The following is a 22,984-nucleotide window of genomic DNA, read 5'->3' as shown; positions in this document are numbered from 1 at the left end:
TTTTAGTTCACCGCCAGATTGCCCCGTTCGCCATCGCGCCAGGCGCCCGGGGTCACGCCCGTCCACTTCTTGAACGCACGATGGAACGTGGACGGTTCGGTAAAACCTACTCGTTCGGCAATGTCATTGATCGGCAAATCCTGATGGCTCAGGTAATAAATGGCCATATCCCGCCGCAGCAGGTCTTTTATCTCCTGAAACGACGTATTCTCCTGTTTCAGCCTTCGCCTAAGCGTTTGCGGGCTGGTGTGCAGCTCTTGAGCTATCCAGTCAAAATCTGGCATGGGCTTGGAGAAGTCCCGGCCAATCAAGCCTCGAATGCGGCCGGTCCAGGTATTGCTTTCGTCGGGCCGGGATAGCAAATCCGCCGGAGAGGTTTTCAGGAATTGGCGCATCTCGGGCTTGTCCCGAATCACTGGAGCCGACAGAAAGCGTTTGTTAAAGGTGAGGGCGGTGCAGTCTGATTCAAACGCCAGTGGGCAACGGAAAATATGCCGTAATTCATCACCGTGTTCGGGCTTGGCGTAATGGAACTCGGCCTTTTCAAGCTCCACCGGCTGACCGATCAGCCAGCTGGCCAGGCGGTGCCAGATCACCGGCAAGCTTTCCTGAAGAAAGTGGTCCGGGTCGCAGTATTCGCCCTCAATCTTCGACACCAGTCGTGCGCTGTTTTCGTGGATTTCTAGCTTCATACCCGCCATGGGTTCGAACAGGCGAGAAAACTCGTACGTTTGCCGTAACACTTCCTCCAACGTCTGGCAGTTAATCGCCAGCTCACACATGGTGGCAAACGTGCCGGATCGGGCACGCCTTGGCCCCATGCCCATGAATTCATCACCGGTTTTTGCCCAGATCACTTGCATCAATCGGCTGAATTGGGCGCTGTTAACCCGGGCTTTCTCAATGCGCAGTAAATCGGGCGAGATGCCGGCTTCCAGTAACAGTTCGCGAACATCAAAACCCAAGCGCTCGGCGCCGGTGAGGGATGCTTCAACAAAGTGCCTGGAAACCGTAAGAGCAGACATACACGAACCTTTTGTGAGACGCCATTCATCATAAGTGCCCAGAAAGACAATGCAACCGCTTGAATGACCGCGAAGATGGAAGATTTCGCCAATGGGATTGGCCAAACGGGTAGTTGGCCGAGGCATGAAAAAACGGCAGCATGAGTTCATCGACTAACAAAATAACAGGAGATTGCCGTGACCGCCCCGCTCAAAGAATTGAAAGTCCTCGATTTCAGCACGTTATTGCCCGGGCCTTACGCCACTATGATGCTGGCAGATATGGGTGCTGAGGTACTACGGGTGGAAGCGCCAGACCGAGTAGATTTGGTGAAGGTGTTACCGCCGTTTGATGGCAAGTTCAGTACGGCATACTCCTACCTGGGGCGCGGAAAGCAAACCTTAGAGCTTAACCTCAAACAGGAAGGCAGTGCCGAAAAGATCAAAGAACTGGTCAAAGAATACGACGTGGTAGTGGAGCAATTTCGCCCCGGCGTGATGGACCGCCTCGGTATTGGTTATGAAGCTCTTAAAGCCATCAATCCTAATCTGATCTATTGTGCCATTACTGGCTATGGCCAAACCGGCCCCTACAAAGATCGAGCCGGCCACGACATTAACTACCTTGCCATTTCGGGCGTGGCCAGCCACTGCGGCCGGGCCGACAGTGGGCCACCGCCCATGGGTATACAGATCGCCGACGTGGCCGGCGGTTCTCATCATGCGGTAATGGGTATCCTGGCGGCCGTTATACGGCGCCAGCAAACCGGTGAGGGCGCTTTCATTGACATCAGCATGACCGACGCAGCCTTTTCTATGAACGCCATGGCGGGTGCTGCAGCCATCGCTGGCGGCCAAACTCAGAAGCCAGAGAGCGGCATGCTGAACGGTGGCACCTTTTATGACTACTACCAGACCAGCGATGGCCGATGGCTGTCCGTAGGAAGCCTGGAGCCGCAGTTCTCCGCGCGTTTGTGCGATGCGCTGGAAATTCCGGAGATGAAGAGTTTTGCCCTAAGCCAAAATCCGGAACAGCAGCAGGCGCTGAAAAAAGCCATAAAACAAAAAGTGGCTGCGAAAACTTTTGCAGAGTGGCGCGAGATTTTTGCGCACGTGGATGCCTGTGTGGAGCCGGTGTTGACGATTGAAGAGGCAGCGGAGCATCCGCAGATGAAGGCTAGGGCGATGGTTGTTGAGAGGGATCGGGGGGATGGAGAATTCCAGAAACAACTTGGTTCGGTGTTCCGAGATATGGGGTGTTAGAGACACAAAAAGGGCTCCCGCTATGGGAGCCCTCTTTCATTCTGCCCAGTTGGGTCTATCAGGGCGCGGTACAGAATGCAGGCAGTTCCGCTAGGCCGACGCCAAAGGTCACCAAGGTCTCGCAGACCATGCCGCCAAATACAGCATCATTATTAGCCGAGACCGGAGTGCCGTGATCACCCGCTTGATATGTAGTCAGCTGGTCACCTCCAAGACCGATGGTCAGGGGCTTTGTGCCAGCCAGGGGAGCGCTGAAGCTATCAACGGATACTGGTACAGGCAGGCCTGTTACTGCCGGCGAGAAGGTATCCGACAAAGCATCAATGCTCCATTGTTTCTTGTCAGCGGCGTTCGGAATCACATTATCTCCTGCAACCTCAGACAATAGGATTGGTGTTCCCCCTGCGCCAAGTGAGGCAGTGAAGTTTACCGGATCGGTTGAATCGATCGCAGCCTGGAAAACGTTGAAGAACGTCTCAAGATTTGCGTCGCCTTGCTCCAACCCAGCGGCCTGCTGCAATCCAAACAGAATGCGAGGTGCGAACGACGGCGAGTTCTCCAGCAGTCGAACCACACCGCCGCCCGGTGTCAGGAGGCTGGCCGACTGGATATTGTTGAACGCAGATGGCAATGAGCTACTGCCGTCAGGTGCGGTGAAAATGGTATCCGCGATCTGATCCTCGTTGACGGCTGATAGGAACGGCATGCCAGTGATGGTGCCGAGCGAGTGGCCAACAAAGTAGACGGGATCGTTGATGTCGATAGTCAGCGCGCCGTCATCTCCACCCGCTGCTGCTGGTTTCTGAAGTGTCATGCCTGCACGGCTCGCTGCAGGGCTACCGGCCAGCGTGGCGCGCAGATTCAACTGGTCAACAACGCTCTGACGAATATTGTCCCTGCCGGCCAGGAAATTCTGGAGGTTGATGAAGAAGCTGCCGGAGCCGTCGGTACCGGCTGCGTTGGCGGGGTCGAACTCCATTGGCGCCGGTGTACCCGCAGGGGTGGCGTACAGGCCGTAATGGCGCTCAAATGTATCCGGCGCGAGGCCGGGGATGGTACTGCCGGCGTTAGCCACAGTATTGATCAGGGAGCGCGCTTTGAGTGTCGTTTCCTGAGTGGCGGTTCCCTCGCCGAGAGCGGTTGCGAGTTGCGCTTCATTGCCGCCTATAACTAGCGGAGCGAGCCCTTGTGCTTCTGATTCGGTAGCGCCACCTGCAACGAGCAGTTTAAGCGCCAGAGACTCCTGTTCTTCAGTCGTGAAAGGTGCAATACCATGTAGTGGCTGGTCGATGGCGACAACCACGTAACCCTGGGCTGCCAGTGCGGTGCCAAAGGTCAGAGCAGCGCTGCGATCCGTGGTAATGCCGTGCTGGTACATGACCACGCCGCGCTCCTCACCGCTGTTGGGGTAGAGTACCAACATGGGCGCTTCTTGGGTGCTCTGCCGCTTCGGGAACGGGAAGACGTAATTAACGGCCTTGGATACGGAGGCATCCGCCTGCGGCAGACTCAGGCCCAGGGCCGAGAAAGTGGTGTTCAGGGACTCGGCTAGTGGTTTGTCCGCAACCCAGTTTACGGCATTGTCACCGGCGATGCCGGCGGGCGTGTCGCCAAGATAATAGGGGAGCGAAACGCTTCCCTGAACGGCTAAGACACTATCGGCACCGGGGATGCTGCCAGCAACGGCTGATAAAAGGCCAACGGGCTGGATGGTTCCGTTGTCAATGGTGATTGCGTCAGTGAAACTGGTTCCATCAAATACGTTACGGTTAACACCCGGAAGCGGCGTTGGCAATGCATCGCGGAATTGCGAGGCAAGAGACGTCGACAAGCAGTCAATGGAGCCAGCGCCTAAATCGGCAGGGCCGCTAATCGGGCAAGGCCCGGTGGGCGCGAACACCGCATTCAGGGGGGATGCCGGGTTCTCAGGAAGTGATTGCGGGAATTGAGCTATAGCCGCATTTGCCGCCGCTGCGAGATCTGCATACTCGGAAGCTCCGGCGTCGCGGGCCGCAGTGACGGCGCTCGTACGAACAAAGGCTGTAATCTGGTCAGCAAACCAGGCGGCGGGCTCGGCGATGTATTGCAGAACTTTTGCATCATTGGACGTTGTGAAGCTGTAAGTTAGCGCAATCTGCTCCTCTGTTACGGGAGCTCCGACAGCTGCGGCGTATTTCATTGCCACAGGTTCCCATAGGCCGTTCACCAAGCTGCGAACAGGAGCTAGTGCCGAACTTAAGAGACCGTCATTTGGGTTTTCTGCAGTGCCTGTGCCGGTAATGTTCCGATATACTGGGTCTTGAACAATGGAGTCGCCATTGATGTCTTTAACCCCGGTTGTCACTAGTACAATGTAACGTTTCTGAGGATTTAGGGGTTTGAGTGGGAGAATTCGAATAGCCGATTGTCCGTCAAGTGATTCAACGTCTGCCCGGAAAGACACTGGTGGTTTTTGCAAAGCTACTGCCAGTGTGGGTGGCTCGCTGTTGGATAGGGCGCGTACGGGATCGCCACTAGCGTATTCGAGTTCGATCAGGTGCACCGTTTTTCCTGCTACTACAGTGCTCTCATCGAGTTGACCGTTGGTTTGGATAACGGCAGGGGCCACGGTGGAAGCGCCGGAAAGTTCATTGAGCGCAGTAGTGACCGGTGGTTTAGTGTCCGCTACACCAAAGGTTCCGTCCCCTTGTTTGCTATCAAAAATCAAGTCGTTTGGCAGAGGCAGTTGACTGGTCGCCGGATTAAAAACCGGCCAAGTCTTCCCATCAATAGAAGAGTCTTTGTATTTCGGACTTGGGTTAGCGTTACTGTTGTCGCTTGCGCTATCAAAGCAGCCCGTCAACCCTAAAGTAGAAGCCACGGCAAGACTTAGTAGAGTTTTCTTGAACATGGGTGGAACCTTTTCCTGTTGTTGTATCGTTATATCCGGCTTAGACGGAACCGGTCGGCCCCTGAATTCCGCTCTTTTGCCTGTTCTGCTTAGTTGTCTGAAATCGTAGCCAGCACGTTAAGCCAATTTCTGTAGCATTGACTATAGCGACACCTTGGCAAGTGTTGATCAGCCAAAAGTGTGATTCTGCGTTGCAACCCCTCCTCGCACAGATGGAGTTGCCTCCTTGAAAAATAGAGTGCGTTTAGGGGTTTGTCGAGTTAGGGCAGGCTGCGGCCGAGGAATTTAACAATTTGTTTCAAAAACAGCCTGAGGGCGTCATAGATTCCGGCTAGTGAGGTCATAGTGTGTTTCGCCTTCCGTCGCATCCCTCGCGTGTCGAAATTTCTGGTAAACTCTCGCTTCCTTTATCAGCAGGGCCACTTTTGCGGTTCTGCGCACTTCCATAATCAGAAAGCTGATGAGGCGACTATGACCACCGTAATCCGCCAGGACGACCTGATCGAAAGCGTAGCCGATGCGCTGCAGTTTATTTCCTATTACCACCCGAAGGATTTCATTCAGGGCGTGTACGAGGCCTACAAGAAGGAAGAGTCTCAGGCGGCGAAAGACGCCATGGCCCAGATCCTGATCAACTCGCGCATGTGTGCCCAGGGCCACCGCCCGATTTGTCAGGACACGGGGATTGTGACCGTTTTCGTGAACATCGGTATGGATGTGAAATTCGAGTGCGACATGGCGCTGGATGACGTAATCAATGAAGGCGTTCGCCGTGCTTACACCCATCCAGACAATGTGCTTCGTGCCTCCGTTTTGGCCGACCCGGACGGAAAGCGCCAGAACACCAAAGACAACACCCCTGCCATCATCCACTACAAGATGGTTCCGGGGAATACCGTTGAAGTGCACGTGGCAGCGAAAGGTGGCGGCTCAGAAGCCAAGTCCAAGTTTGCCATGCTGAACCCGTCTGACTCGGTTGTAGAATGGGTTCTGAAGATGATTCCGCAGATGGGGGCTGGCTGGTGTCCGCCTGGCATGCTGGGTATCGGTATCGGTGGTACCGCTGAAAAGGCGATGGAGCTGGCGAAAGAATCCCTGCTGGACCCGATCGATATTCACGAGCTGCAAGAACGCGGCGCCTCTAACCGTGCCGAAGAGCTGCGTCTTGAGTTGTTCGAGAAAGTGAACGACTTGGGTATTGGTGCCCAGGGTCTGGGTGGTTTGACCACGGTTCTGGACGTGAAGGTAAAAGATTACCCGACGCACGCTGCCAACAAGCCGGTTGCGATCATCCCGAACTGCGCCGCGACTCGTCACGCGCACTTCACGCTGGACGGCACTGGCCCGTCGCTGCAAACGCCGCCGAGCCTGGACGACTGGCCGGAAATCACCTGGGAAGTGGGTGAGAACGTTCGCCGCGTGAACCTGGACACCGTGACCCCGGAAGACGTGAAAGACTGGCAGCCGGGTGAAACCGTTCTGCTGTCCGGCAAGATGCTGACCGGCCGTGATGCGGCTCATAAAAAGATGGTCGATATGATCGAGCGCGGCGAAGAGCTGCCAGTGGACCTGAAAGGCCGCTTCATCTATTACGTTGGCCCGGTTGATCCTGTGGGCGAAGAAGTGGTTGGCCCGGCTGGCCCCACCACCGCCACCCGTATGGACAAGTTCACTGACACCATGCTGGAGAAAACCGGCTTGACCGGAATGATCGGTAAAGCCGAACGCGGACAGGTTGCCATCGACGCTATCAAGAAGCACGGTGCGGTGTATCTGATGGCTGTGGGTGGTGCGGCTTATCTCGTTTCCAAAGCTATCAAGGGTGCTGAAGTTGTGGCCTTCGAAGAGTTGGGAATGGAAGCGATCTACGAGTTTGAAGTGGAAGACATGCCGGTAACCGTGGCAGTCGATTCTCGTGGTAGCTCTGTGCACCAGACCGGCCCGGTCGAGTGGCAAGAGAAGATTATCGCAGCCAAGGCTGTGTAATCTGAGTTTTCTGCTTTAATCAGTGCGGCCCTGAGCGATGGTTCAGGGTTGCCACTGAAACCTTTTCATAGACACCTTCCCTTTGTTTACTTCTACCCCTTCCAATCGCAGCTTTTCAGTTTGCAGTTGGCGGGTTTCTGTGCCTTCAGGAAAGGCGATCTGGCCGTTGCTCCGGAGTACCCGGTGCCAGGGGATGCTGTGGCCGGCGGGCAATTTGCCCAGCGCCCGGCCAACAAACCGGGCTTGCCGGACAAGCCCCGCCATGGCGGCAACCTGGCCGTAGCTGGCCACGCTCCCCGGAGGGATCGCCGCCACTACTTGCCAGATTTTTTGTTCTTTAGTGGGTTCGTTATCGATTCCGCCCACCTAGAACTCCGCAATTCGCCGACTAGAGGCGAAGTGCACCGTCAACTTCGATCATACGACCAGATACGTAGTCGTTCTCGAAGATGAACGCGGCAGCTGAAGCGATTTCTTCAGGCTTACCCATGCGCTTGAGCGGGATGCCCGCGGTCATTTTTTCCAGTGCTTCCGGCTTCATGGAGGCGGTCATTTCGGTTTCGATGAAACCCGGGGCGATGCCCATGCAGCGGATGCCGTAACGGGCCAGCTCTTTCGCCCAAACCGGCACCAGTGCAGACACGCCGGCTTTAGCGGCAGAGTAGTTGCTCTGGCCCATGTTGCCAGCACGAGAGATAGAAGCGATGTTGATGATCGCACCTTTATCACCGTTTTCGATCATGCGGGTAGCGGCTTCACGGCCACACAGGAACACGCCGGTGAGGTTCACGTCGATCACCGACTGCCACTGGCTCAGCTCCATGCGCTTCTCAAGCTTGCCGTCCTTAACTTTCACCATCAGGCCGTCGCGCAGGATACCGGCGTTGTTGATCAGGCCGTTTAGCTGGCCGAAGTCGGCAACGATGGCTTTGAATGTATTCTCTACATCTTCTTCCTTGGCCACGTTGCACACGTAGGCTTTGGCTTCAACGCCGGCTGCTTTGCAGGCTTCAACCGCTTCGGCCAGCTTGTCTTCCATCAGGTCGATCAGCGCCAGTTTTGCGCCTTTAGCCGCCAGGTATTCGGCCATTGCACGGCCCAGACCCTGGCCGCCGCCAGTAATTGCGATTACGGAGTCTTGAAGTTTCATGGTTTGCCCTTAGTTAGTTTCTCAGTGATGGTAAGAATTAACTGTGTGCCCGTGGCTTTGAGTCATTATTTGTATGGCGCGGAGTATACCAGACGTTGCCGAACACACATTCACGATCTCGAGGCCAATATGCCGGTTTTTTTGTTTCTTTTTATTGTCATGCCCGTTGCCGAACTGGTGGTGCTCATCAAAGTAGGGGGCATGATTGGCGCGCTAAATACGATTGCCTTGGTGTTTCTGACGGCTATTGTGGGCGCCTGGCTGCTACGCAAGCAGGGCTTACAGACCTTGTTGAAGGCGAATCAGCGCCTCAACAGTGGTGAGCTGCCGGCGAAAGAAGTAGCGGAAGGTCTGATTTTGGCGGTAGGCGGTGCCATGCTGCTCACACCGGGCTTTATAACCGATGCCTTTGGCTTCTTCTGCTTGTTGCCGGGAACACGGCATTGGCTGGCCGGGCAAGCGATGAAACGTATGGTGGTTGCGGGGCAAAGCCGAAGCTTCCACTTTCAGGCTGGCGGTTTTGGTTCGGGGCCTTTTGGACCGCAGCGTCCGTTTGATCGCCATGCCGATGGCGACATCATTGAAGGCGAGTATCAGGACCAGACCGAGTCGGACCGGGACAAGCTGGAAAAAAAGTAAAAAAATTTCATCGTGGGGTGTTGAAAACCTATCGGGCAGCCCCATTTAAGTTGCACAGATTCGCCGCAGGTTGAAAAGCTCTGACTTTCAGATGTTTGGAGACCGGGCAGTTTGTCGGGTCCGGGGTTTCCGGCCAGACATTTTTTAACAAGCAATTGTCATTGCCACATTAATCTGACTATTGGAGAAACCGAGCAATGAAGATTCGTCCGCTACACGACCGTGTTGTTGTGCGCCGTAAGGAAGAAGAAGAAAAAACTGCAGGTGGCATCGTGCTGCCGGGTAACGCTAAAGAGAAGCCGTCCCAGGGCGAGGTAATCGCAGTGGGCAACGGCCGCATTCTCGATAATGGCGAAACTCGTTCACTGGCAGTCAAAGTGGGTGACACCGTTGTTTTCGGCCAGTACGCCGGCAATACCGTGAAGGTAGACGGTGAAGAGCTGCTCATCATGAGCGAGAACGATATCTACGGCGTGCTTGAGTGATCGCCTAAGCGACTCGCACGAACGAACATTTATCCGATCGATCAAATTTCGGTTTAACGAACAGGAATTAGAGACATGGCAGCAAAAGAAGTTCAGTTTGGTGATAGCGCCCGCAAGCGCATGGTAAAAGGTGTAAACGTTCTGGCTGACGCCGTGAAGGTTACCCTGGGTCCCAAAGGCCGTAACGTGGTTCTGGAAAAGTCTTTCGGCGCTCCGACCGTAACCAAAGACGGTGTATCTGTTGCGAAAGAAATCGAACTGAAAGACAAGTTCGAGAACATGGGCGCGCAGATGGTTAAGGAAGTTGCTTCCCAGGCCAACGAAACTGCCGGTGACGGTACCACCACTGCAACCGTTCTGGCTCAGGCAATTGTTAGCGAAGGCATCAAAGCCGTGACTGCTGGCATGAACCCGATGGACCTGAAGCGCGGCATCGACAAGGCGACTGCTGAAGCCGTTAAAGCGATCCGGGAAATGGCGACTCCTTGCGACGACAGCCGCAACATCGCCCAGGTAGGTACCATCTCTGCCAACGGCGACGAAACCATTGGTAAGATCATCGCCGACGCTATGGATCGTGTTGGTAAAGAAGGCGTGATCACCGTTGAAGAAGGCCGTGGTCTGGAAGACGAGCTGGACGTGGTTGAAGGTATGCAGTTCGACCGTGGTTTCCTGAGCCCGTACTTCATCAACAACCAGGACAACATGTCTGCAGAGCTGGACGACCCGTTCATCCTGTTGGTAGACAAGAAGATCTCCAACATCCGCGAACTGCTGCCAGTACTGGAAGCTGTTGCGAAAGCGGGTAAGCCGCTGCAAATCATCGCCGAAGACATCGAAGGCGAAGCGTTGGCCACTCTGGTAGTGAACAACATGCGCGGTATCGTTAAAGTGAACGCGGTTAAAGCGCCTGGTTTTGGTGACCGTCGTAAGGAAATGCTGCAGGACATCGCCATTCTGACTGGCGGTACTGTGATTTCCGAAGAAGTGGGTCTGACTCTCGAGAACACCACTCTGGATGACCTCGGCACCGCTAAGCGTGTGAACGTCACTAAAGAGAACACCACCATCATCGATGGCGCTGGTGCTCAGGCTGACATTGAAGCCCGTGTTGAGCAGATCCGTAAGCAGATCGAAGACAGCTCTTCTGATTACGACAAAGAGAAGCTGCAAGAGCGCGTAGCCAAGCTGGCTGGCGGTGTTGCGGTTATCAAGATCGGTGCTGGCTCTGAAGTAGAAATGAAAGAGAAGAAAGCCCGTGTTGAAGACGCACTGCACTCTACCCGCGCTGCCGTTGAAGAAGGCATCGTTGCAGGTGGTGGTGTCACTCTGATTCGCGCTATCGCAGCTCTGGATAACGTTGATGCGATCAACGAAGAGCAGAAAGCCGGTGTTAACATTCTGCGCCGCGCGATGGAAGCGCCTCTGCGTCAGATCGTATTCAACGCAGGCGGTGAATCTTCAGTCGTTGTTGCGAAGGTTCGTGAAGGCGACAAGGCCTTCGGTTACAACGCAGCAACTGAAGAATACGGCGACATGCTGGAAATGGGTATTCTTGACCCAGCTAAAGTTACCCGCTCTTCCTTGCAGGCTGCTGCATCTGTAGCGTCTTTGATCATCACCACTGAGGCGATGGTTGCTGACGAGCCGGCTGAAGAAGGTGCTGGCGGTGGTATGCCAGACATGGGCGGCATGGGTGGAATGGGTGGAATGGGCGGCATGATGTAAGCATCGTGTAACTCATTCGCTCGCGTCCATCGCGTTCGAAAACCCCGAAAGTCTCTGGCTTTCGGGGTTTTTTATTGTTTGTATGGTTATATTTCTTGATTCTCCGGCAGTCTCAGGGCTATAGTTTTCTTGTTAAATGAGCCATTGACCCATGTCACAATTGTTGGTGTGAGTAGGTTGGGTTGTCGTGCATGGACGTGAGTTGCCTGATTTACTGGAGTCTCTGTCCTAAACATCAGGTCTGATTGCTAATTGTCGGAGTTTTAATCAATGAAAAGTTTTCGAAATAAAGTGGCAGCGATTACCGGGGCCGCCTCGGGTATTGGGCAAGCCCTTGCAATTGCCCTCGCGAAAGAAGGTTGCCACCTTGCGTTGAGTGATGTGGACACCGTCGGCTTGAAGAAAACGGTAGCTGAGTTGAAACAATACGATGTCAGCGTGTGCCACGACGTACTGGACGTGTCTGATCATTCAGCGGTAAAAAACTGGGCCGACAAAGTTGTTGATTATCATGGCAAGGTAAATCTGATTTTTAACAATGCCGGTGTGGCGATGGGAGGCACCGTTGAAGACACGCCGTTGGAAGATTACGAATGGATCCTCAATATTAATCTGTGGGGCGTGATATATGGCACCAAGGCTTTCTTGCCGTACATAAAATCGTCCGGTGAGGAAGGCCATGTGGTGAATATTTCAAGTGTGTTTGGCTTGTTCTCGCAACCCACACAAAGTGCTTACAATACGTCAAAGTTTGCCGTCAGAGGATTTACAGAATCGCTCAGACAAGAGCTGGATATGGAAAAGGGGAGCGTGTCCGCGAGCTGTGTTCATCCCGGCGGTATAAAAACCAACATCGTCAAAAATGCGCGTATGAACAAAAGTGTTGAGAGTATCGGTAAGCAAGCGAGTGCCGAGGAGATGCGCGATCAGTTTGAGAGTCTTTTCATCACCACATCTGAGAAAGCGGCGTCAGTCATTTTGAAAGGTGTAAAGAGTAATCAGCGCAGAATACTGATCGGACCAGATGCCAAGCTTCTGGATGTCATGGCGCGGGCGTTACCGGCCTCGTATCAAACCTTGGTGGAAAAATCGCTGGCGTTCACGGCGAGGTAGTCATCCTGAGAAGGGCGCGGACTGCAAGGCTTACAGTCCGCGTTCTGACGCTTCATCATCAGGCGGCTATGGTTTCCTGATCCGCGAGAAACTGGTCGATTTGCTGCAGGTACTCACGGTTGTCGTGATCCCAGGGGTGAAAATCGGGTCGAAAGTAATCCAGATAATTGCCGATTTGACGACGTAGCAAGCCTATATCTCCCATCGTGTATCTGAAAAAACGCTTCCAGCCGTCCCAGTTGGCTATTTGGCCTTCTGTGCGCAAAGCGGCGATAAACGCAGGAATGGTTAAACCCCAAAAGATCACGGTCGCAGTAACGAAGCCGGCACTTCGGCCCAGATAGGCTCCTGTGCCTCGCCCCATCACCACATCCCAAACATCATAAGCAACGGCCTTGTGCTCGGTCTCTTCTAGCGCGTGCCAGCGCCACATAGCGGCATATTGCGGGTCCGCGCCTTCGGTGAGCAGTGGTTCGGACAACACCCCGTCCGCTAATAGGGCCGTAAAATGCTCCAGAGCTATCGTTGATGCAAGCCCGAAAGATTCGGGTGCATATTTGGTCGCGCTTTTCAGAAGTTTGGTGACTCCCCATTCAAATGTTCTGGCAGCCGGAGTTTTGGCCAAGAACGCGGAATTGTATGCCTCATGCTCGCGTCCATGCATAGCCTCTTGGCCAATAAAGGCTGTGACGGCTTTTTTGAGCTCAGGGTCTTCTATTTTGTCCCGGTAAGCTCGAACGCTATCGATAAAGAATCGCTCTCCGACGGGGAGAATGGTTGAAAAGATATTAAGAAACGTCGTGAAAACCGGGCCGCCGGAATAGTGCCATTCACTAATAATGTTTGGGTCCAAAGCGAACCTAATGTCGCGTCTCGTTGGCATTAACATCGGCGTTCTCTTGTTGGGCTGACTCATATTAGCCTCCAAATGGTGTTGATTTTTGTGCTCACCAACTGATCACCTGTACAACGTTACATTGCGCAGTGTAGCATTGTCTATAGTTTCTGTTCTCTCTGCTGTTTTAGTGTGGTCGGGAGGGTGGTTGTGTGATGGGCCTGTTGGCGCGGAGGTAATATGAGTAAGCACTTGGATGTATTGATTATCGGGGCCGGCTTGTCTGGGGTAGGGGCAGCTGCTCATTTGAGAAGAAATTGCCCGCAAAAGACATTTTCGATTCTGGAAAGCCGATCGTCTATGGGAGGCACTTGGGATCTGTTTCGTTACCCGGGTATTCGGTCAGATTCTGACATGTTCACGCTTGGGTACAGCTTTAAACCATGGACCAGCGAGAAGAGCATTGCAGATGGCGCTTCTATTCTGAATTACATAAAAGAAACGGCGCGTGAATACGGCATTACGGAGCATATCACCTATGGAATGCGGGTTGTCCGTGTCGAGTGGAGCAGTGTGCAGGCACGATGGACCGTTATTGCAATCCGGGAAGGTAGCAACGAAGAATGCGTTTATACGTGCAATTTTCTGATGGGTTGTACGGGTTACTATAACTATGAAGCGGGTTATACACCTGAGTTTCCGGGCGTTGAAAAATTCAAGGGAGAGGTTGTTCACCCGCAGAAATGGACAGACGACATTCAGTATAAAGGTAAAAGAGTCGTTATTATCGGGAGCGGGGCCACGGCCGTTACCTTACTGCCTGCGATGTGCGGTCAGGCTGAGCATGTGACGATGTTACAGCGGTCGCCTAGCTACGTGGCGTCTGTACCGGAGAAAGATCATATTTCTATTGGCTTACGCAAAGTGTTACCTGAAAAGTTGGTCTATAAACTGGCTCGCGCAAGAAACGTTGGTGTCCAACTGGGTGTTTACCGGCTTTCCAAGCAGAGGCCTAAAGCGGTCAGACGACTTTTGCTGATGGCAGCCAAAAGCCAGCTAGGCAGCGATTTCGATATGACCCATTTCTCGCCTCGTTATAATCCGTGGGACGAAAGGTTGTGCGCAGTTCCCAACGGAGACCTATTCAAAGTACTGAAGGAAAAACAAGCTTCGGTTGTTACTGACCATATCGAAAGTTTTACTGAGCAAGGAATTCGGCTGAAGTCCGGCAAGGTGCTGAAAGCAGATCTGGTGGTGACAGCGACTGGTTTGGATATGCAGATATTCGGTGGGGTCAAGCCCGTCGTTGATGGGTGCCCTGTGAAGGTGGGGGAATCTCTTATCTATAAAGGCTCTCTTGTTAGCGGTATGCCAAACTTCTCGATGACGTTTGGCTATACCAATTCTTCCTGGACCCTGAAAGCGGATTTGATAGCGGAGTATTGCTGTCGGTTGATCAACTACATGGATAAACACGGAATTCCGTACTGCGTCCCCGAGGCCCGACGTGACGATTTTTCTGATGCGCCTTTCCTGGATTTGCAGTCGGGTTACGTGGCACGAGCCCGGCATCTATTGCCAAGGCAAGGCAATAGTGGCCCATGGAAGGTTGTACAAAGTTACTTGCGTGACACAGCAGTCATTCGTTTTTCAAAGGGCAATGAACCGGGCTTGAGGTTTGCAAAATCCGCCCCGAGGAAAAAGCCAATTACCGCCATACTCGGGCTTGGCTAGCACAAAAACCCCGCGCTGGATCACATCCTCGCGGGGTTTTTTCTTGCTTTCATCATGCGCTTGGCAATGGTGTTTGTTAGACTCGGCAACCGACTTTTAAATGTGCACGATGTAATGAGTGACGATTCCTCAAAATCTTTTTTTCGCCCTGGCAAGTTAGTCTTGCTCTTGTTGCTTGGGGTGCTTGTCTTTACGGTGACGTTTGCCATTCGAATGCCTGTTGGCTGGGCATGGCATCAAGTGTCGGGGCAGATTGATCTCCCGCCACAGGTACAAGTCCAACAAGTGTCCGGTAGTGTGTGGGGTAGTGCCGCTAAATTACATTTGGCGGGCTTTCCGGCCAGGCTTCAATGGCAGCTGGATTGGCCTTCGTTCACGGATCTGACCCTTCCGATCGCGTTTTCAGTGTCTTCGTCACAATCTCGGTTACAAGGCGTGACGACGGTCGGCTGGCCCGGTAATTTTGAGGTATCGGCTGGCGGAGTGGTAACCGTTGAAGAATTTAAGGACCTGATCCGTCAGAGCGGTGGTGCAATGATTGAAGGTGTGGTCGCTATTGATCATCTGAACCTGCGCTGGGCGGATGAGCGGCTACAACACGCTGAGGGTTTGGGGCGCTGGGATGGAGGTATGGTTACCTGGCCAATGGGAAGTCAGACGGGGCAGGCCCGGTTTCCGCCGATGCAAGCCAATCTGAACACCGTAGATGGCGGTGTTGCACTGGATATTTGGGAGCAGGGCGGAGACGGCCCGGCAGCGGATGCCAGCATTCTTTGGAATGGCATGATGGAAATTCGCGTGTATAAACGCATGGTCGATTTGGCACAACAACCGTGGTCTGGCAACAGCAAACCCAGCGATGTGGTCTTTCGGGTGAAGCAACCGCTGTTGCCGGGAGGCTTCTGACGTGTCTGGCTTACCCGTGAAAACACAAGAACGCTTGTCACGCATGCTCGCGAACCTGCTTTTGGTTGTATTGGTTGTGTACCTGGGAGTAGAGCTCGCGCGCATGACTTGGTGGTCTATCTGGCCCGATCAGCCTGTACCCGAAATATATGGAGAGGTATCTGGCGCGCAAGGTGCCCTGAAAGGCGATGATCTGGCCCCCATTGCCGGTTACGAAATTTTTGGCCGGCCTGAGTCGCAGTCCGGTGTAGCGGATGTTATTCGGGAATCCGCTCCGGAAACAGGCTTAAGATTACGCCTGGAAGGCGTGTTGATAGGGCGGCGTCCGGAAGACTCCGGTGCTATAGTTGCCGGAAGCAACGGAGAAACGGAATACTACCGGGTAGGCGATAGGCTGCCGGGTAACGCAGAACTTGCTGAAGTTGAGCCCACTCGCATATTAATCAGACGGGGTGGGCGATATGAATCGCTGGCCTTTGAAGAGGTGCTCGGGGTTGACGGGATTGTGGCGAAAACACCAAAGGAAGAATCTCGTCCCGTAGGTTCGCCTGACGACATTCTGGCCAGCGCCAGGGCTCAACTGGATGCTCAGGGCGCAGCGGCTCTGCGCGCTTACGGGTTGAGCCCCGCCAGCGACAATGGCCAATCCGGATACGTGTACGATGGCTCGAATGCCATGCTGAACGCCGTTAATCTGAAACCCGGTGATGTGATCACAGCATTGAATGGTCAGCGGTTGGGCGATTTTGAACAGGATAAAGCGTTGTTTGACGAATGGCGCAGCCAGCCGCGGCTGGATATAGAAATAGAACGTAACGGAAGTCTACTTACGGTCAGCTACGCCATTCCCGAGCAATGGCGCAATTGATCGGGCAATTCAATACAGGACGATACCGCCAGATGTATAACCATAAAACAAACATCCTCAGGGCACTCTTATTTGTTTTTCTGCTGCCGTTAGTGGCCGTGGCACAGGCGCAGGAAGAAACCTGGAGGCTGAATCTCAAGGAAGCCGATATTCGGGCCTTCGTAACCCAGGTTGCGGACATCACAGGCTACAGTTTTGTGGTAGACCCGCGAGTGAAGGGCAAAGTCACGGTGCTGTCGAGCGCACCGATGAGCAAAGACGAAATTTACGATCTCTTTTTGGCGGTACTGAACGTGCACGGCTTTACTGCCATTCCTGGCGAAGAGGTCGTGAAAGTGGTGCAACAGGTGGATGCTAAACAATCCGCTGAAATACTGGATCGGTTTAACGCAACACCCTCTGAACAACTGATTACCCGGGTTATCCAGATTGATAATGCCAACGCGCTGGAGTTGGTGCCGATTCTTCGCCCCTTGGTTGCTAAATACGGGCATTTGGCCGGCGTGGCGGCGGCCAATGCCCTGATCGTGAGTGACCACTCATCCAACATTCAACGCATCGAACAGATCGTTCGTGAGCTCGACAGCCCCTCCCGTTCTGAGGTGGAAGTTATCCAGCTGCGTGAAGCTTGGGTTGGCGACATGGTGAAGTTGCTGCAGGAATTGGCGCCAAGTGAATTGGGCCGTGCCGGTAACGACAATGTGGCCAAAAAATACAACGTGACGGCCGATGAACGCAGTAATCGCCTGATTCTGCGTGGCGACGAAGTCTTCCGTGAAAAGATGCGGGTGCTGATCCGCAAACTGGACCAGCCCTCCGCAAGCGGCGGCACAACCAAAGTCATCCGCCTGCGCCACGCCGATGCCAAAACCCTGACCGAAATACTCAAAGGCGTTATGGGCGAAGCCATTAAAGAAAGTGGCGGCTCTGGCGGTGCCGGTGGCAGTGCAGGTAACCCGAACAACAACTTTGCAGTGTTCGCAGACGAGGGTTTGAATGCCTTGGTGGTTCGCGGCGACCCTTCCTTGATGCAAGAAGCGGAACAGATCGTTTCTCAATTGGATGTTCGCCGTGCTCAGGTGATGATCGAGGCGGCGATTGTTGAGATCAGTGATGAGCTGGGCGACCAGCTAGGTGTGCAACTGGCCGCTGGCGACGAATCCGCGTCGGCTCTGCCAGTACTGGGCACTAACCTGACCAGCGGTTCGGGCATGGTTGGCTTGAATTCTGTGATTGGGGCGTTGGTTGGCGACGTGGTGCCGCAACTGGGTTCGGGCGTCACCATTGGTGCGGGCAACCGTGACGAGAACGGAATTACGTGGGGGGTGCTGATTCAGGCATTGTCCTCAGCGTCGGCGGCAAACCTGTTGTCTACGCCGAGTATCATTACACTGGATAACCAGGAATCAGAAATTATTGTGGGTCAGAACGTGCCATTCCGCACCGGACAATCTACGGTCACCGGCGACGGGACAACCAACCCATTCACCACCATAGAACGCCGCGACGTAGGCTTGTCACTGAAAGTAACCCCCACCATCAGCGCAGATGGCCTGGTGCGTATGGTGGTTGAACAGACAACCGAGGATATTTCGGCGACAACAGTAGCCGGAGCCTCTGATTTGATTACCAATAAGCGGGAGATCAAAACCACGGTGCTGGCAGACGACGGCGAAACCGTTGTACTGGGCGGGTTGATCAAAGACGACTATCAGGTCAACAAGAGTAAGGTGCCGCTGTTGGGCGACATTCCGTATCTGGGCCGGCTGTTCTCGTCTGAGAGTGAGAGTCGTGTGAAACGTAATTTGCTGGTGTTCCTACGCCCGACCATCATGCTTGGAAAGCAAGATGCGGCAGCAGCGACTCTGCAGAAGTTCAACCGCTTGTGGGATGTGAATCTAGAGGTTCGCGAGAAATTGGGCTTGCCGGAGCCTAATGCCGAACCTGCGGTGGAAATGCTGTTTGATGGGCGCCGCTATTAAACGCTGATCAGACATGAAAGGGGCCAGTTCCCGGCACACTTAAGGCTTGCGAGCCGTGCCGGGAGCTGGCCTTTTTCGTGTTCGGGGTTAGCTTCAAGATGTTGAGGTTGGCCGTTTTGGTCGCAAAGCGAACATTCACAACTCAAGAATCCATCGCGCTTTTTCAGGTCAGTTACTTAATGTCGTGCTCGTCTGACCACACCCGCAAATCGTCCAGAATCTTCAAAGCACTACGCCCAAAGTCTGTCAGCTCGTAGGTCACCGCTACTGGCCGGTCATTGATCACTTTCCGCACCACCATCTGTCGGGCTTCCAGCTCCTTCAGCCGTTGATCAATCATTTTCTTGCTGGCGCCACCCAGCATACGGGCCAGGTCGTTGAAGCGTACCGGGCCGTCTTTCAGATGAAAGATGATCGACCCCGTCCACTTACCGCCGATAATCCGCATACCCCGCTCGATGGCACAGGGTTCAAGGCAAGCATTGATCGCAGTCTTTCTTCCCTTTGTGTCCGTTTCAACATGGCTTCCCATAATCTCACCCTAAAAAATTTGTAGGTTACCAAAAGTATACTAATTGATCAGATAATACAGGTAACCATAATATACCTGCAACGGATAAGTTACTTACTAACTGACCAAATCGGAGAATCCCATGAGCAACGTTCTTATCATTAATGCCCATCATTACTACCCGTTCGCTGAGGGTAGACTGAACGGCACCCTAGTGCAGATGGCCGACGAACTTCTGACGGCCAAAGGTCATCAGACTCGAATCGTGGAGGTGGACAAAGGCTGGGACGTGGACCAGGAACTGGAAAACCACCAATGGGCAGACATCGTGATTTTGCAGACTCCGGTCAACTGGATGGGCGTGCCCTGGACTTTCAAAAAGTATATGGACGAGGTGTACACCGCCGGCATGGGCGGCGCAATGTGCCATGGTGATGGCCGCACCGAGGAGGCACCCAAAGCGAATTATGGTACCGGCGGCACCCTCGCAGGCAAGAAGTATCTGATCTCACTGACCTTCAACGCGCCGAAAGAATCCTTCGACGATCCGAATGAATATCTTTTTCAGGGCAAAAGCGTGGATGACCTGCTGTTTCCCATGCACATGAACTTCCGATTCTTTGCCATGGAACCGCTCGAAACCTTCGCCTGCTACGACGTGATGAAAAACCCGCAGGTGGAAGACGACTTTCAGCGCTTTTCCCAACACCTTGAAGCCCACATTCCGGGATAAGTCAGGAGCCGATGATGTCACTCAAAACACACCCAAGACTGCTGCTGTTAGCAATGCTCCTGTCGGTGACTGGTCTAGTCGCCGCAGAGGAGGAGCCTCATCAGGCTGCCCATATCACATCTCCGGACTATTACAATGTGCTAAAGGAGAACGATCAGGTTCTGGTACTGAAAATGGTTCTTGAGCCCGGTGAATCCGACGCCATGCATCGGCATCACGATGAGACAGTGTATTTCCAACAGGGCGGCCAATTAAGCATTGAATTGTTAAACGGCGACACCTTGGAGGCCAAAGTACCAGACGGCCATGTGATGTGGCATCAGGCCTGGACCCATCGGGTGACCAACGTCGGAGATGACACCGTGATCGCGATCATTGTTGAGGACAAGCCGTGAGGACAAAACCATGACTGAGCAACACGCCGTCCACTGCGATTGCGGCGCGGTGGAAGTCACCATGACCGGTACCCCCAAGGTTCACGGTTACTGCCACTGCGAAGACTGCAGGGACCTGCTCCAGGTGCCCTACCACTCCGTTCTGGCGTGGGAGTCGGAGCAGGTGGAGGTTACCCAGGGAGCGGAATCGGTGAAAACCTTTCAGCACCCCACCAAACGCATGACGAGGGTGTTTTGCACTGATTGCGGCGAGGTGTTGTACAACACCAACGCTATGGGCTGGAAGCTAATCTCACAACTGTTGGTTCTGAAAAACCGCAACCACACCCTTCCGGAGAGCTACCAGCCCAGTAGTCATTTCTTCTACGACCGCAGAATCATCAACATTGATGATCCGCTGCCGAAACGATGAATGCAGGCGGCTGGTTTTCCGGGCCGCCTTTCAAGTTCTGAACGTTCGCTTTTGTTTAGCGACGGGAGGAGTCTGATCGAAGCCCGAGGGTGATCATCGACCGGGGCTGGCAGCGTTTGCGGCATCCAAAGGGACCAAATACAGAAGCTACGCACCTAAATTTCAATACTCTCAGCTATCTCCAGAGCATCCTCGACCTCGACACCAAGGTACCGCACGGTGCTCGACATATTCGTGTGTCCCAACAGCAACTGGACGGCTCGAAGATTCTTGGTCTTCTTGTAGATCAATGTCGCTTTGCTCCGTCTCATTGAATGGGTTGCGTAGACTGAAGGATCAAGTCCAATGCTGGTAATCCACTTTTTGACAAGACGGGCGTATTGGTGAGTAGTGATATGGTCGAACTTTCGCATCCGGCTCGGCCACAAATAATCCATACCTGCGAGTCCTCGCAGCTCGATCCATGCTTCGACCGATTCGCGCGTCTTTTTGGTTATCTCAAACTGAACAGGCTGACTGGTCTTCTGCTGGATGACTTGCGCCCGGTCCAGAACCTCACCGTTTCTGGAAATATCTCGAACCAATAGCTTTACCAGATCGCAGGATCGGAGTTTGCAGTCAATTGCCATGTTGAACATCGCCAGTTCGCGGATGTTCTTTGCTATCTCTAACCGAATACGGATAGCCCATATTTGTTCGAGTTTGAGCGGCAGCTTCTGGCCGACGAGCTTCCCTTTGTTCCAGGGAACTTTGCTGGTAGGAAACGTCATGACGTGGCCCTCTTCGGAGGGTAAGGGTCTTTAAGTATGGTTCAGAAAATTGTTCCCTGCTGGCCAGCCTGGTCGCAAAGCGAACATTCGAGCAGGACGATTAACGAAGGAGGTCATCACTCACACGCATCATCATCCTGGCCCGGGCAACAGCGCCCACAAAGAGGCCGGATGTAGAGCCGCAGTCTCAAACCGCTTCGGAATCAAATGGCGTTGCTTGACCGCAGGGGGAGTCCATGTAGCAAAGCTAAGCGGCGGCCCGTCAGGGACGTCCGATGGACGGCCGCGAGGCCGGGAACGTACTTAAGCGATTGGTTAGCGTAGTTCAGGATCGGCGCAACCTGCTCGAAAAGTATGAATCGCTACCATGCAGCGTAACACCGGAATCCCCAGGAGCCTCAGGGAAGCGCTGCGGCGGAATATTTGTAAGACGAAACGGTATATCCACCTGATTATTGCCAGCACCTACACAGAAGTCATTTAGCCTGACGAGCGATCTCCTGAAGTCAGTAGCTGGCTCCCAAAGAACCATAAATGCCAGCGGAAAAAATTTTAAAACGGAGCTAACCAGTGGCGGTGTGCCGGTATGAACCAGAAAACCAAAATTGCGAATCGCCACTTGATCCCAGAATGGATAGACCCAGTAGTAAAAGTGTAGGCTGTCTGGGATTTCTTTATCTGGGTTTAATACCAAATCCGCCATAGCATCGCCCATATCTCCCCTTGGAAAACGTTCGACTCCGAGCGCGAGAATGTGGCCACATACAGCACGAATAATTTTGCCCGGCACAACGGGAAAAGTGGTCGCATTAGGGCGAGCCACCAAACTATGTAGGTACGAGCCAACGTTGTTAGCGAAATTTTTTAATTCTTGGTCGTAGAGCCCACCGAGATAGTCGTTATTGCAGACGGAGCAAATACTTCGGAATTTAACACCTTGCTGAAAATCCCTCCCCTTCCGATCTTTTTCAGTTTTTGCATTGAGCACCTCGCTGATGCCGTACAGGGTCATTCTAGGAAACTTAATCGTGCCTTTAGGTGGCACATGGTCTTCAGTCAGCTTGCCATGCGTCCCGCAGATATTGCATAACCCTTTTGGGGGACCTTTGGTTTTAATAAAAGGCATGGCTATCTCCCGAAAACGCTAACGCCCGGCTCACGCGCCGGTTTGGAGCCGCGAAGCGGCGAAAAATCGGTCGCTGTGCAGCCGATTGTTAGCGCTTGGCTATCAGCTGTACTTCTTGTTCAGAGAAGTGAGTCGTAATTGATTCTCTTATGTTTCCGACCTTAAGTAACTCCGCCATCTTGGCAGCAGGTATGGACCGGGAGACAATCCGGGAGTCTTTGGCTACGACATTTTTTGCACTTTGAACCAATTCGAAAAACTTATCTGGATCGGCTGACAGTGGATCAGCTGCAATTGAGTAAAGCTGTCGAACAGGCCTTACAAAATTAAAAACTGAAACTATTCTTCTCCACCTCACCTTTGGAGGTGTGAGCAGCGACTCGGGAACAATAGCGTCGAAGCTTTCATTGACCCTCTGGGTTTGAGCAATAATATCCGCTTGCGACATGCATGC

The 22,984-nt window shown here is 53.5% G+C and carries 22 protein-coding genes; 13 read left to right on the top strand and 9 right to left on the bottom strand.

Features of this window, described 5'->3' with window-relative positions:
• Window positions 1-2: 2 nt before the first annotated feature.
• The gene (locus tag JAO79_RS13165) at window positions 3-1,025 is read right to left on the bottom strand and encodes an AraC family transcriptional regulator (RefSeq protein ID WP_199007722.1); all 1,023 of its coding nucleotides are present in this window, start codon (window positions 1,023-1,025) and stop codon (window positions 3-5) included.
• Window positions 1,026-1,202: 177 nt separating this feature from the next.
• On the opposite strand from JAO79_RS13165, the gene JAO79_RS13160 reads away from it, so the two are divergent.
• Window positions 1,203-2,267, top strand: a complete 1,065-nt coding sequence (locus JAO79_RS13160) for a CaiB/BaiF CoA transferase family protein (protein WP_199007721.1) — start codon at window positions 1,203-1,205, stop codon at window positions 2,265-2,267.
• 58 nt (window positions 2,268-2,325) lie between these two features.
• Here the strand turns inward: JAO79_RS13160 and JAO79_RS13155 are convergent, their stop codons facing one another.
• Window positions 2,326-5,157 (bottom strand): hypothetical protein, encoded by a 2,832-nt coding sequence (locus tag JAO79_RS13155; RefSeq protein WP_199007720.1) that lies wholly within the window; start codon window positions 5,155-5,157, stop codon window positions 2,326-2,328.
• Window positions 5,158-5,628: 471 nt separating this feature from the next.
• Between JAO79_RS13155 and JAO79_RS13150 the strand changes: the two genes are divergently transcribed.
• Window positions 5,629-7,143, top strand: coding sequence for a fumarate hydratase (locus tag JAO79_RS13150; protein WP_199007719.1), 1,515 nt, complete (start codon window positions 5,629-5,631; stop codon window positions 7,141-7,143).
• Window positions 7,144-7,185: 42 nt separating this feature from the next.
• On the opposite strand, the gene JAO79_RS13145 is transcribed toward JAO79_RS13150, so the two are convergent.
• Together JAO79_RS13145 and JAO79_RS13140 are read right to left on the bottom strand one after the other, a co-directional pair.
• A complete protein-coding gene (locus JAO79_RS13145) occupies window positions 7,186-7,509 on the bottom strand; it encodes an MGMT family protein (protein ID WP_199007718.1) in 324 nt (107 codons plus the stop codon).
• Window positions 7,510-7,531: 22 nt separating this feature from the next.
• Window positions 7,532-8,293, bottom strand: a complete 762-nt coding sequence (locus JAO79_RS13140; protein ID WP_199007717.1) for an SDR family oxidoreductase — start codon at window positions 8,291-8,293, stop codon at window positions 7,532-7,534.
• Window positions 8,294-8,422: 129 nt separating this feature from the next.
• Here JAO79_RS13140 and JAO79_RS13135 point away from each other — a divergent pair, with 129 nt between their 5' ends.
• From JAO79_RS13135 to JAO79_RS13120, 4 genes are all read left to right on the top strand, one after another.
• Window positions 8,423-8,932 (top strand): FxsA family protein, encoded by a 510-nt coding sequence (locus JAO79_RS13135; RefSeq protein WP_199007716.1) that lies wholly within the window; start codon window positions 8,423-8,425, stop codon window positions 8,930-8,932.
• A gap of 197 nt (window positions 8,933-9,129) precedes the next feature.
• A complete protein-coding gene (groES, locus tag JAO79_RS13130) occupies window positions 9,130-9,417 on the top strand; it encodes a co-chaperone GroES (protein ID WP_199007715.1) in 288 nt (95 codons plus the stop codon).
• A gap of 75 nt (window positions 9,418-9,492) precedes the next feature.
• The gene (gene groL / locus JAO79_RS13125; protein ID WP_199007714.1) at window positions 9,493-11,145 is read left to right on the top strand and encodes a chaperonin GroEL; all 1,653 of its coding nucleotides are present in this window, start codon (window positions 9,493-9,495) and stop codon (window positions 11,143-11,145) included.
• 270 nt (window positions 11,146-11,415) lie between these two features.
• Entirely contained in the window at window positions 11,416-12,258 is an 843-nt protein-coding gene (locus tag JAO79_RS13120) for an SDR family NAD(P)-dependent oxidoreductase (protein ID WP_199007713.1), read from the top strand.
• A 58-nt stretch (window positions 12,259-12,316) separates the two neighbouring features.
• On the opposite strand, the gene JAO79_RS13115 is transcribed toward JAO79_RS13120, so the two are convergent.
• Complete coding sequence (locus tag JAO79_RS13115; RefSeq protein WP_199007712.1) at window positions 12,317-13,174, bottom strand: metal-dependent hydrolase; 858 nt, start codon at window positions 13,172-13,174, stop codon at window positions 12,317-12,319.
• 159 nt (window positions 13,175-13,333) lie between these two features.
• Here JAO79_RS13115 and JAO79_RS13110 point away from each other — a divergent pair, with 159 nt between their 5' ends.
• From JAO79_RS13110 to gspD, 4 genes are all read left to right on the top strand, one after another.
• Complete coding sequence (locus tag JAO79_RS13110; protein ID WP_199007711.1) at window positions 13,334-14,827, top strand: flavin-containing monooxygenase; 1,494 nt, start codon at window positions 13,334-13,336, stop codon at window positions 14,825-14,827.
• A gap of 114 nt (window positions 14,828-14,941) precedes the next feature.
• Entirely contained in the window at window positions 14,942-15,733 is a 792-nt protein-coding gene (gene gspN / locus JAO79_RS13105) for a type II secretion system protein N (RefSeq protein WP_199007710.1), read from the top strand.
• A 1-nt stretch (window position 15,734) separates the two neighbouring features.
• Complete coding sequence (locus JAO79_RS13100) at window positions 15,735-16,601, top strand: type II secretion system protein N (protein WP_320158964.1); 867 nt, start codon at window positions 15,735-15,737, stop codon at window positions 16,599-16,601.
• 32 nt (window positions 16,602-16,633) lie between these two features.
• The gene (gene gspD, locus JAO79_RS13095; RefSeq protein WP_199007709.1) at window positions 16,634-18,583 is read left to right on the top strand and encodes a type II secretion system secretin GspD; all 1,950 of its coding nucleotides are present in this window, start codon (window positions 16,634-16,636) and stop codon (window positions 18,581-18,583) included.
• A gap of 172 nt (window positions 18,584-18,755) precedes the next feature.
• Here the strand turns inward: gspD and JAO79_RS13090 are convergent, their stop codons facing one another.
• Entirely contained in the window at window positions 18,756-19,115 is a 360-nt protein-coding gene (locus JAO79_RS13090; RefSeq protein ID WP_199007708.1) for a winged helix-turn-helix transcriptional regulator, read from the bottom strand.
• 121 nt (window positions 19,116-19,236) lie between these two features.
• On the opposite strand from JAO79_RS13090, the gene JAO79_RS13085 reads away from it, so the two are divergent.
• The 3 genes from JAO79_RS13085 to JAO79_RS13075 are packed head-to-tail and all read left to right on the top strand — an operon-like array spanning window position 19,237 to window position 20,634.
• Window positions 19,237-19,827, top strand: coding sequence for an NAD(P)H-dependent oxidoreductase (locus JAO79_RS13085; protein ID WP_199007707.1), 591 nt, complete (start codon window positions 19,237-19,239; stop codon window positions 19,825-19,827).
• A gap of 14 nt (window positions 19,828-19,841) precedes the next feature.
• Window positions 19,842-20,222 carry a hypothetical protein gene (locus JAO79_RS13080; protein ID WP_199007706.1) on the top strand — a complete coding sequence of 127 codons (381 nt, stop codon included), beginning with the start codon at window positions 19,842-19,844 and terminating at the stop codon, window positions 20,220-20,222.
• Window positions 20,223-20,232: 10 nt separating this feature from the next.
• Entirely contained in the window at window positions 20,233-20,634 is a 402-nt protein-coding gene (locus JAO79_RS13075; protein ID WP_199007705.1) for a GFA family protein, read from the top strand.
• 155 nt (window positions 20,635-20,789) lie between these two features.
• On the opposite strand, the gene JAO79_RS13070 is transcribed toward JAO79_RS13075, so the two are convergent.
• The 3 genes from JAO79_RS13070 to JAO79_RS16315 all read right to left on the bottom strand — a co-directional run.
• Window positions 20,790-21,404 carry a tyrosine-type recombinase/integrase gene (locus JAO79_RS13070; RefSeq protein WP_092032349.1) on the bottom strand — a complete coding sequence of 205 codons (615 nt, stop codon included), beginning with the start codon at window positions 21,402-21,404 and terminating at the stop codon, window positions 20,790-20,792.
• Window positions 21,405-21,729: 325 nt separating this feature from the next.
• Window positions 21,730-22,530: a hypothetical protein gene (locus JAO79_RS13065; protein ID WP_199007704.1), complete on the bottom strand. Its 801-nt coding sequence runs from the start codon at window positions 22,528-22,530 to the stop codon at window positions 21,730-21,732.
• An 88-nt stretch (window positions 22,531-22,618) separates the two neighbouring features.
• Window positions 22,619-22,984: hypothetical protein (locus tag JAO79_RS16315; protein ID WP_227664630.1), on the bottom strand; the 366-nt coding region annotated here is incomplete at its 5' end.

The organism is Marinobacter litoralis (genome assembly GCF_016427555.1).
Lineage (GTDB): Bacteria > Pseudomonadota > Gammaproteobacteria > Pseudomonadales > Oleiphilaceae > Marinobacter > Marinobacter litoralis_A.
Note: the sequence above shows the minus strand (reverse complement) of the source record. Positions and strands in the feature narration are given on the sequence as shown.

What these genes read in the sequence shown, in the direction of transcription:
- JAO79_RS13165 (WP_199007722.1), bottom strand. Translation starts at nt 1,025, where the DNA reads ATGTCTGCTCTTACGGTTTCCAGGCACTTTGTTGAAGCATCCCTCACC.
- JAO79_RS13155 (WP_199007720.1), bottom strand. Translation starts at nt 5,157, where the DNA reads ATGTTCAAGAAAACTCTACTAAGTCTTGCCGTGGCTTCTACTTTAGGG.
- JAO79_RS13150 (WP_199007719.1), top strand. Translation starts at nt 5,629, where the DNA reads ATGACCACCGTAATCCGCCAGGACGACCTGATCGAAAGCGTAGCCGAT.
- JAO79_RS13140 (WP_199007717.1), bottom strand. Translation starts at nt 8,293, where the DNA reads ATGAAACTTCAAGACTCCGTAATCGCAATTACTGGCGGCGGCCAGGGT.
- JAO79_RS13135 (WP_199007716.1), top strand. Translation starts at nt 8,423, where the DNA reads ATGCCGGTTTTTTTGTTTCTTTTTATTGTCATGCCCGTTGCCGAACTG.
- groES (WP_199007715.1), top strand. Translation starts at nt 9,130, where the DNA reads ATGAAGATTCGTCCGCTACACGACCGTGTTGTTGTGCGCCGTAAGGAA.
- groL (WP_199007714.1), top strand. Translation starts at nt 9,493, where the DNA reads ATGGCAGCAAAAGAAGTTCAGTTTGGTGATAGCGCCCGCAAGCGCATG.
- JAO79_RS13120 (WP_199007713.1), top strand. Translation starts at nt 11,416, where the DNA reads ATGAAAAGTTTTCGAAATAAAGTGGCAGCGATTACCGGGGCCGCCTCG.
- JAO79_RS13115 (WP_199007712.1), bottom strand. Translation starts at nt 13,174, where the DNA reads ATGAGTCAGCCCAACAAGAGAACGCCGATGTTAATGCCAACGAGACGC.
- JAO79_RS13110 (WP_199007711.1), top strand. Translation starts at nt 13,334, where the DNA reads ATGAGTAAGCACTTGGATGTATTGATTATCGGGGCCGGCTTGTCTGGG.
- gspN (WP_199007710.1), top strand. Translation starts at nt 14,942, where the DNA reads ATGAGTGACGATTCCTCAAAATCTTTTTTTCGCCCTGGCAAGTTAGTC.
- gspD (WP_199007709.1), top strand. Translation starts at nt 16,634, where the DNA reads ATGTATAACCATAAAACAAACATCCTCAGGGCACTCTTATTTGTTTTT.
- JAO79_RS13090 (WP_199007708.1), bottom strand. Translation starts at nt 19,115, where the DNA reads ATGGGAAGCCATGTTGAAACGGACACAAAGGGAAGAAAGACTGCGATC.
- JAO79_RS13085 (WP_199007707.1), top strand. Translation starts at nt 19,237, where the DNA reads ATGAGCAACGTTCTTATCATTAATGCCCATCATTACTACCCGTTCGCT.
- JAO79_RS13080 (WP_199007706.1), top strand. Translation starts at nt 19,842, where the DNA reads ATGTCACTCAAAACACACCCAAGACTGCTGCTGTTAGCAATGCTCCTG.
- JAO79_RS13075 (WP_199007705.1), top strand. Translation starts at nt 20,233, where the DNA reads ATGACTGAGCAACACGCCGTCCACTGCGATTGCGGCGCGGTGGAAGTC.
- JAO79_RS13070 (WP_092032349.1), bottom strand. Translation starts at nt 21,404, where the DNA reads ATGACGTTTCCTACCAGCAAAGTTCCCTGGAACAAAGGGAAGCTCGTC.
- JAO79_RS13065 (WP_199007704.1), bottom strand. Translation starts at nt 22,530, where the DNA reads ATGCCTTTTATTAAAACCAAAGGTCCCCCAAAAGGGTTATGCAATATC.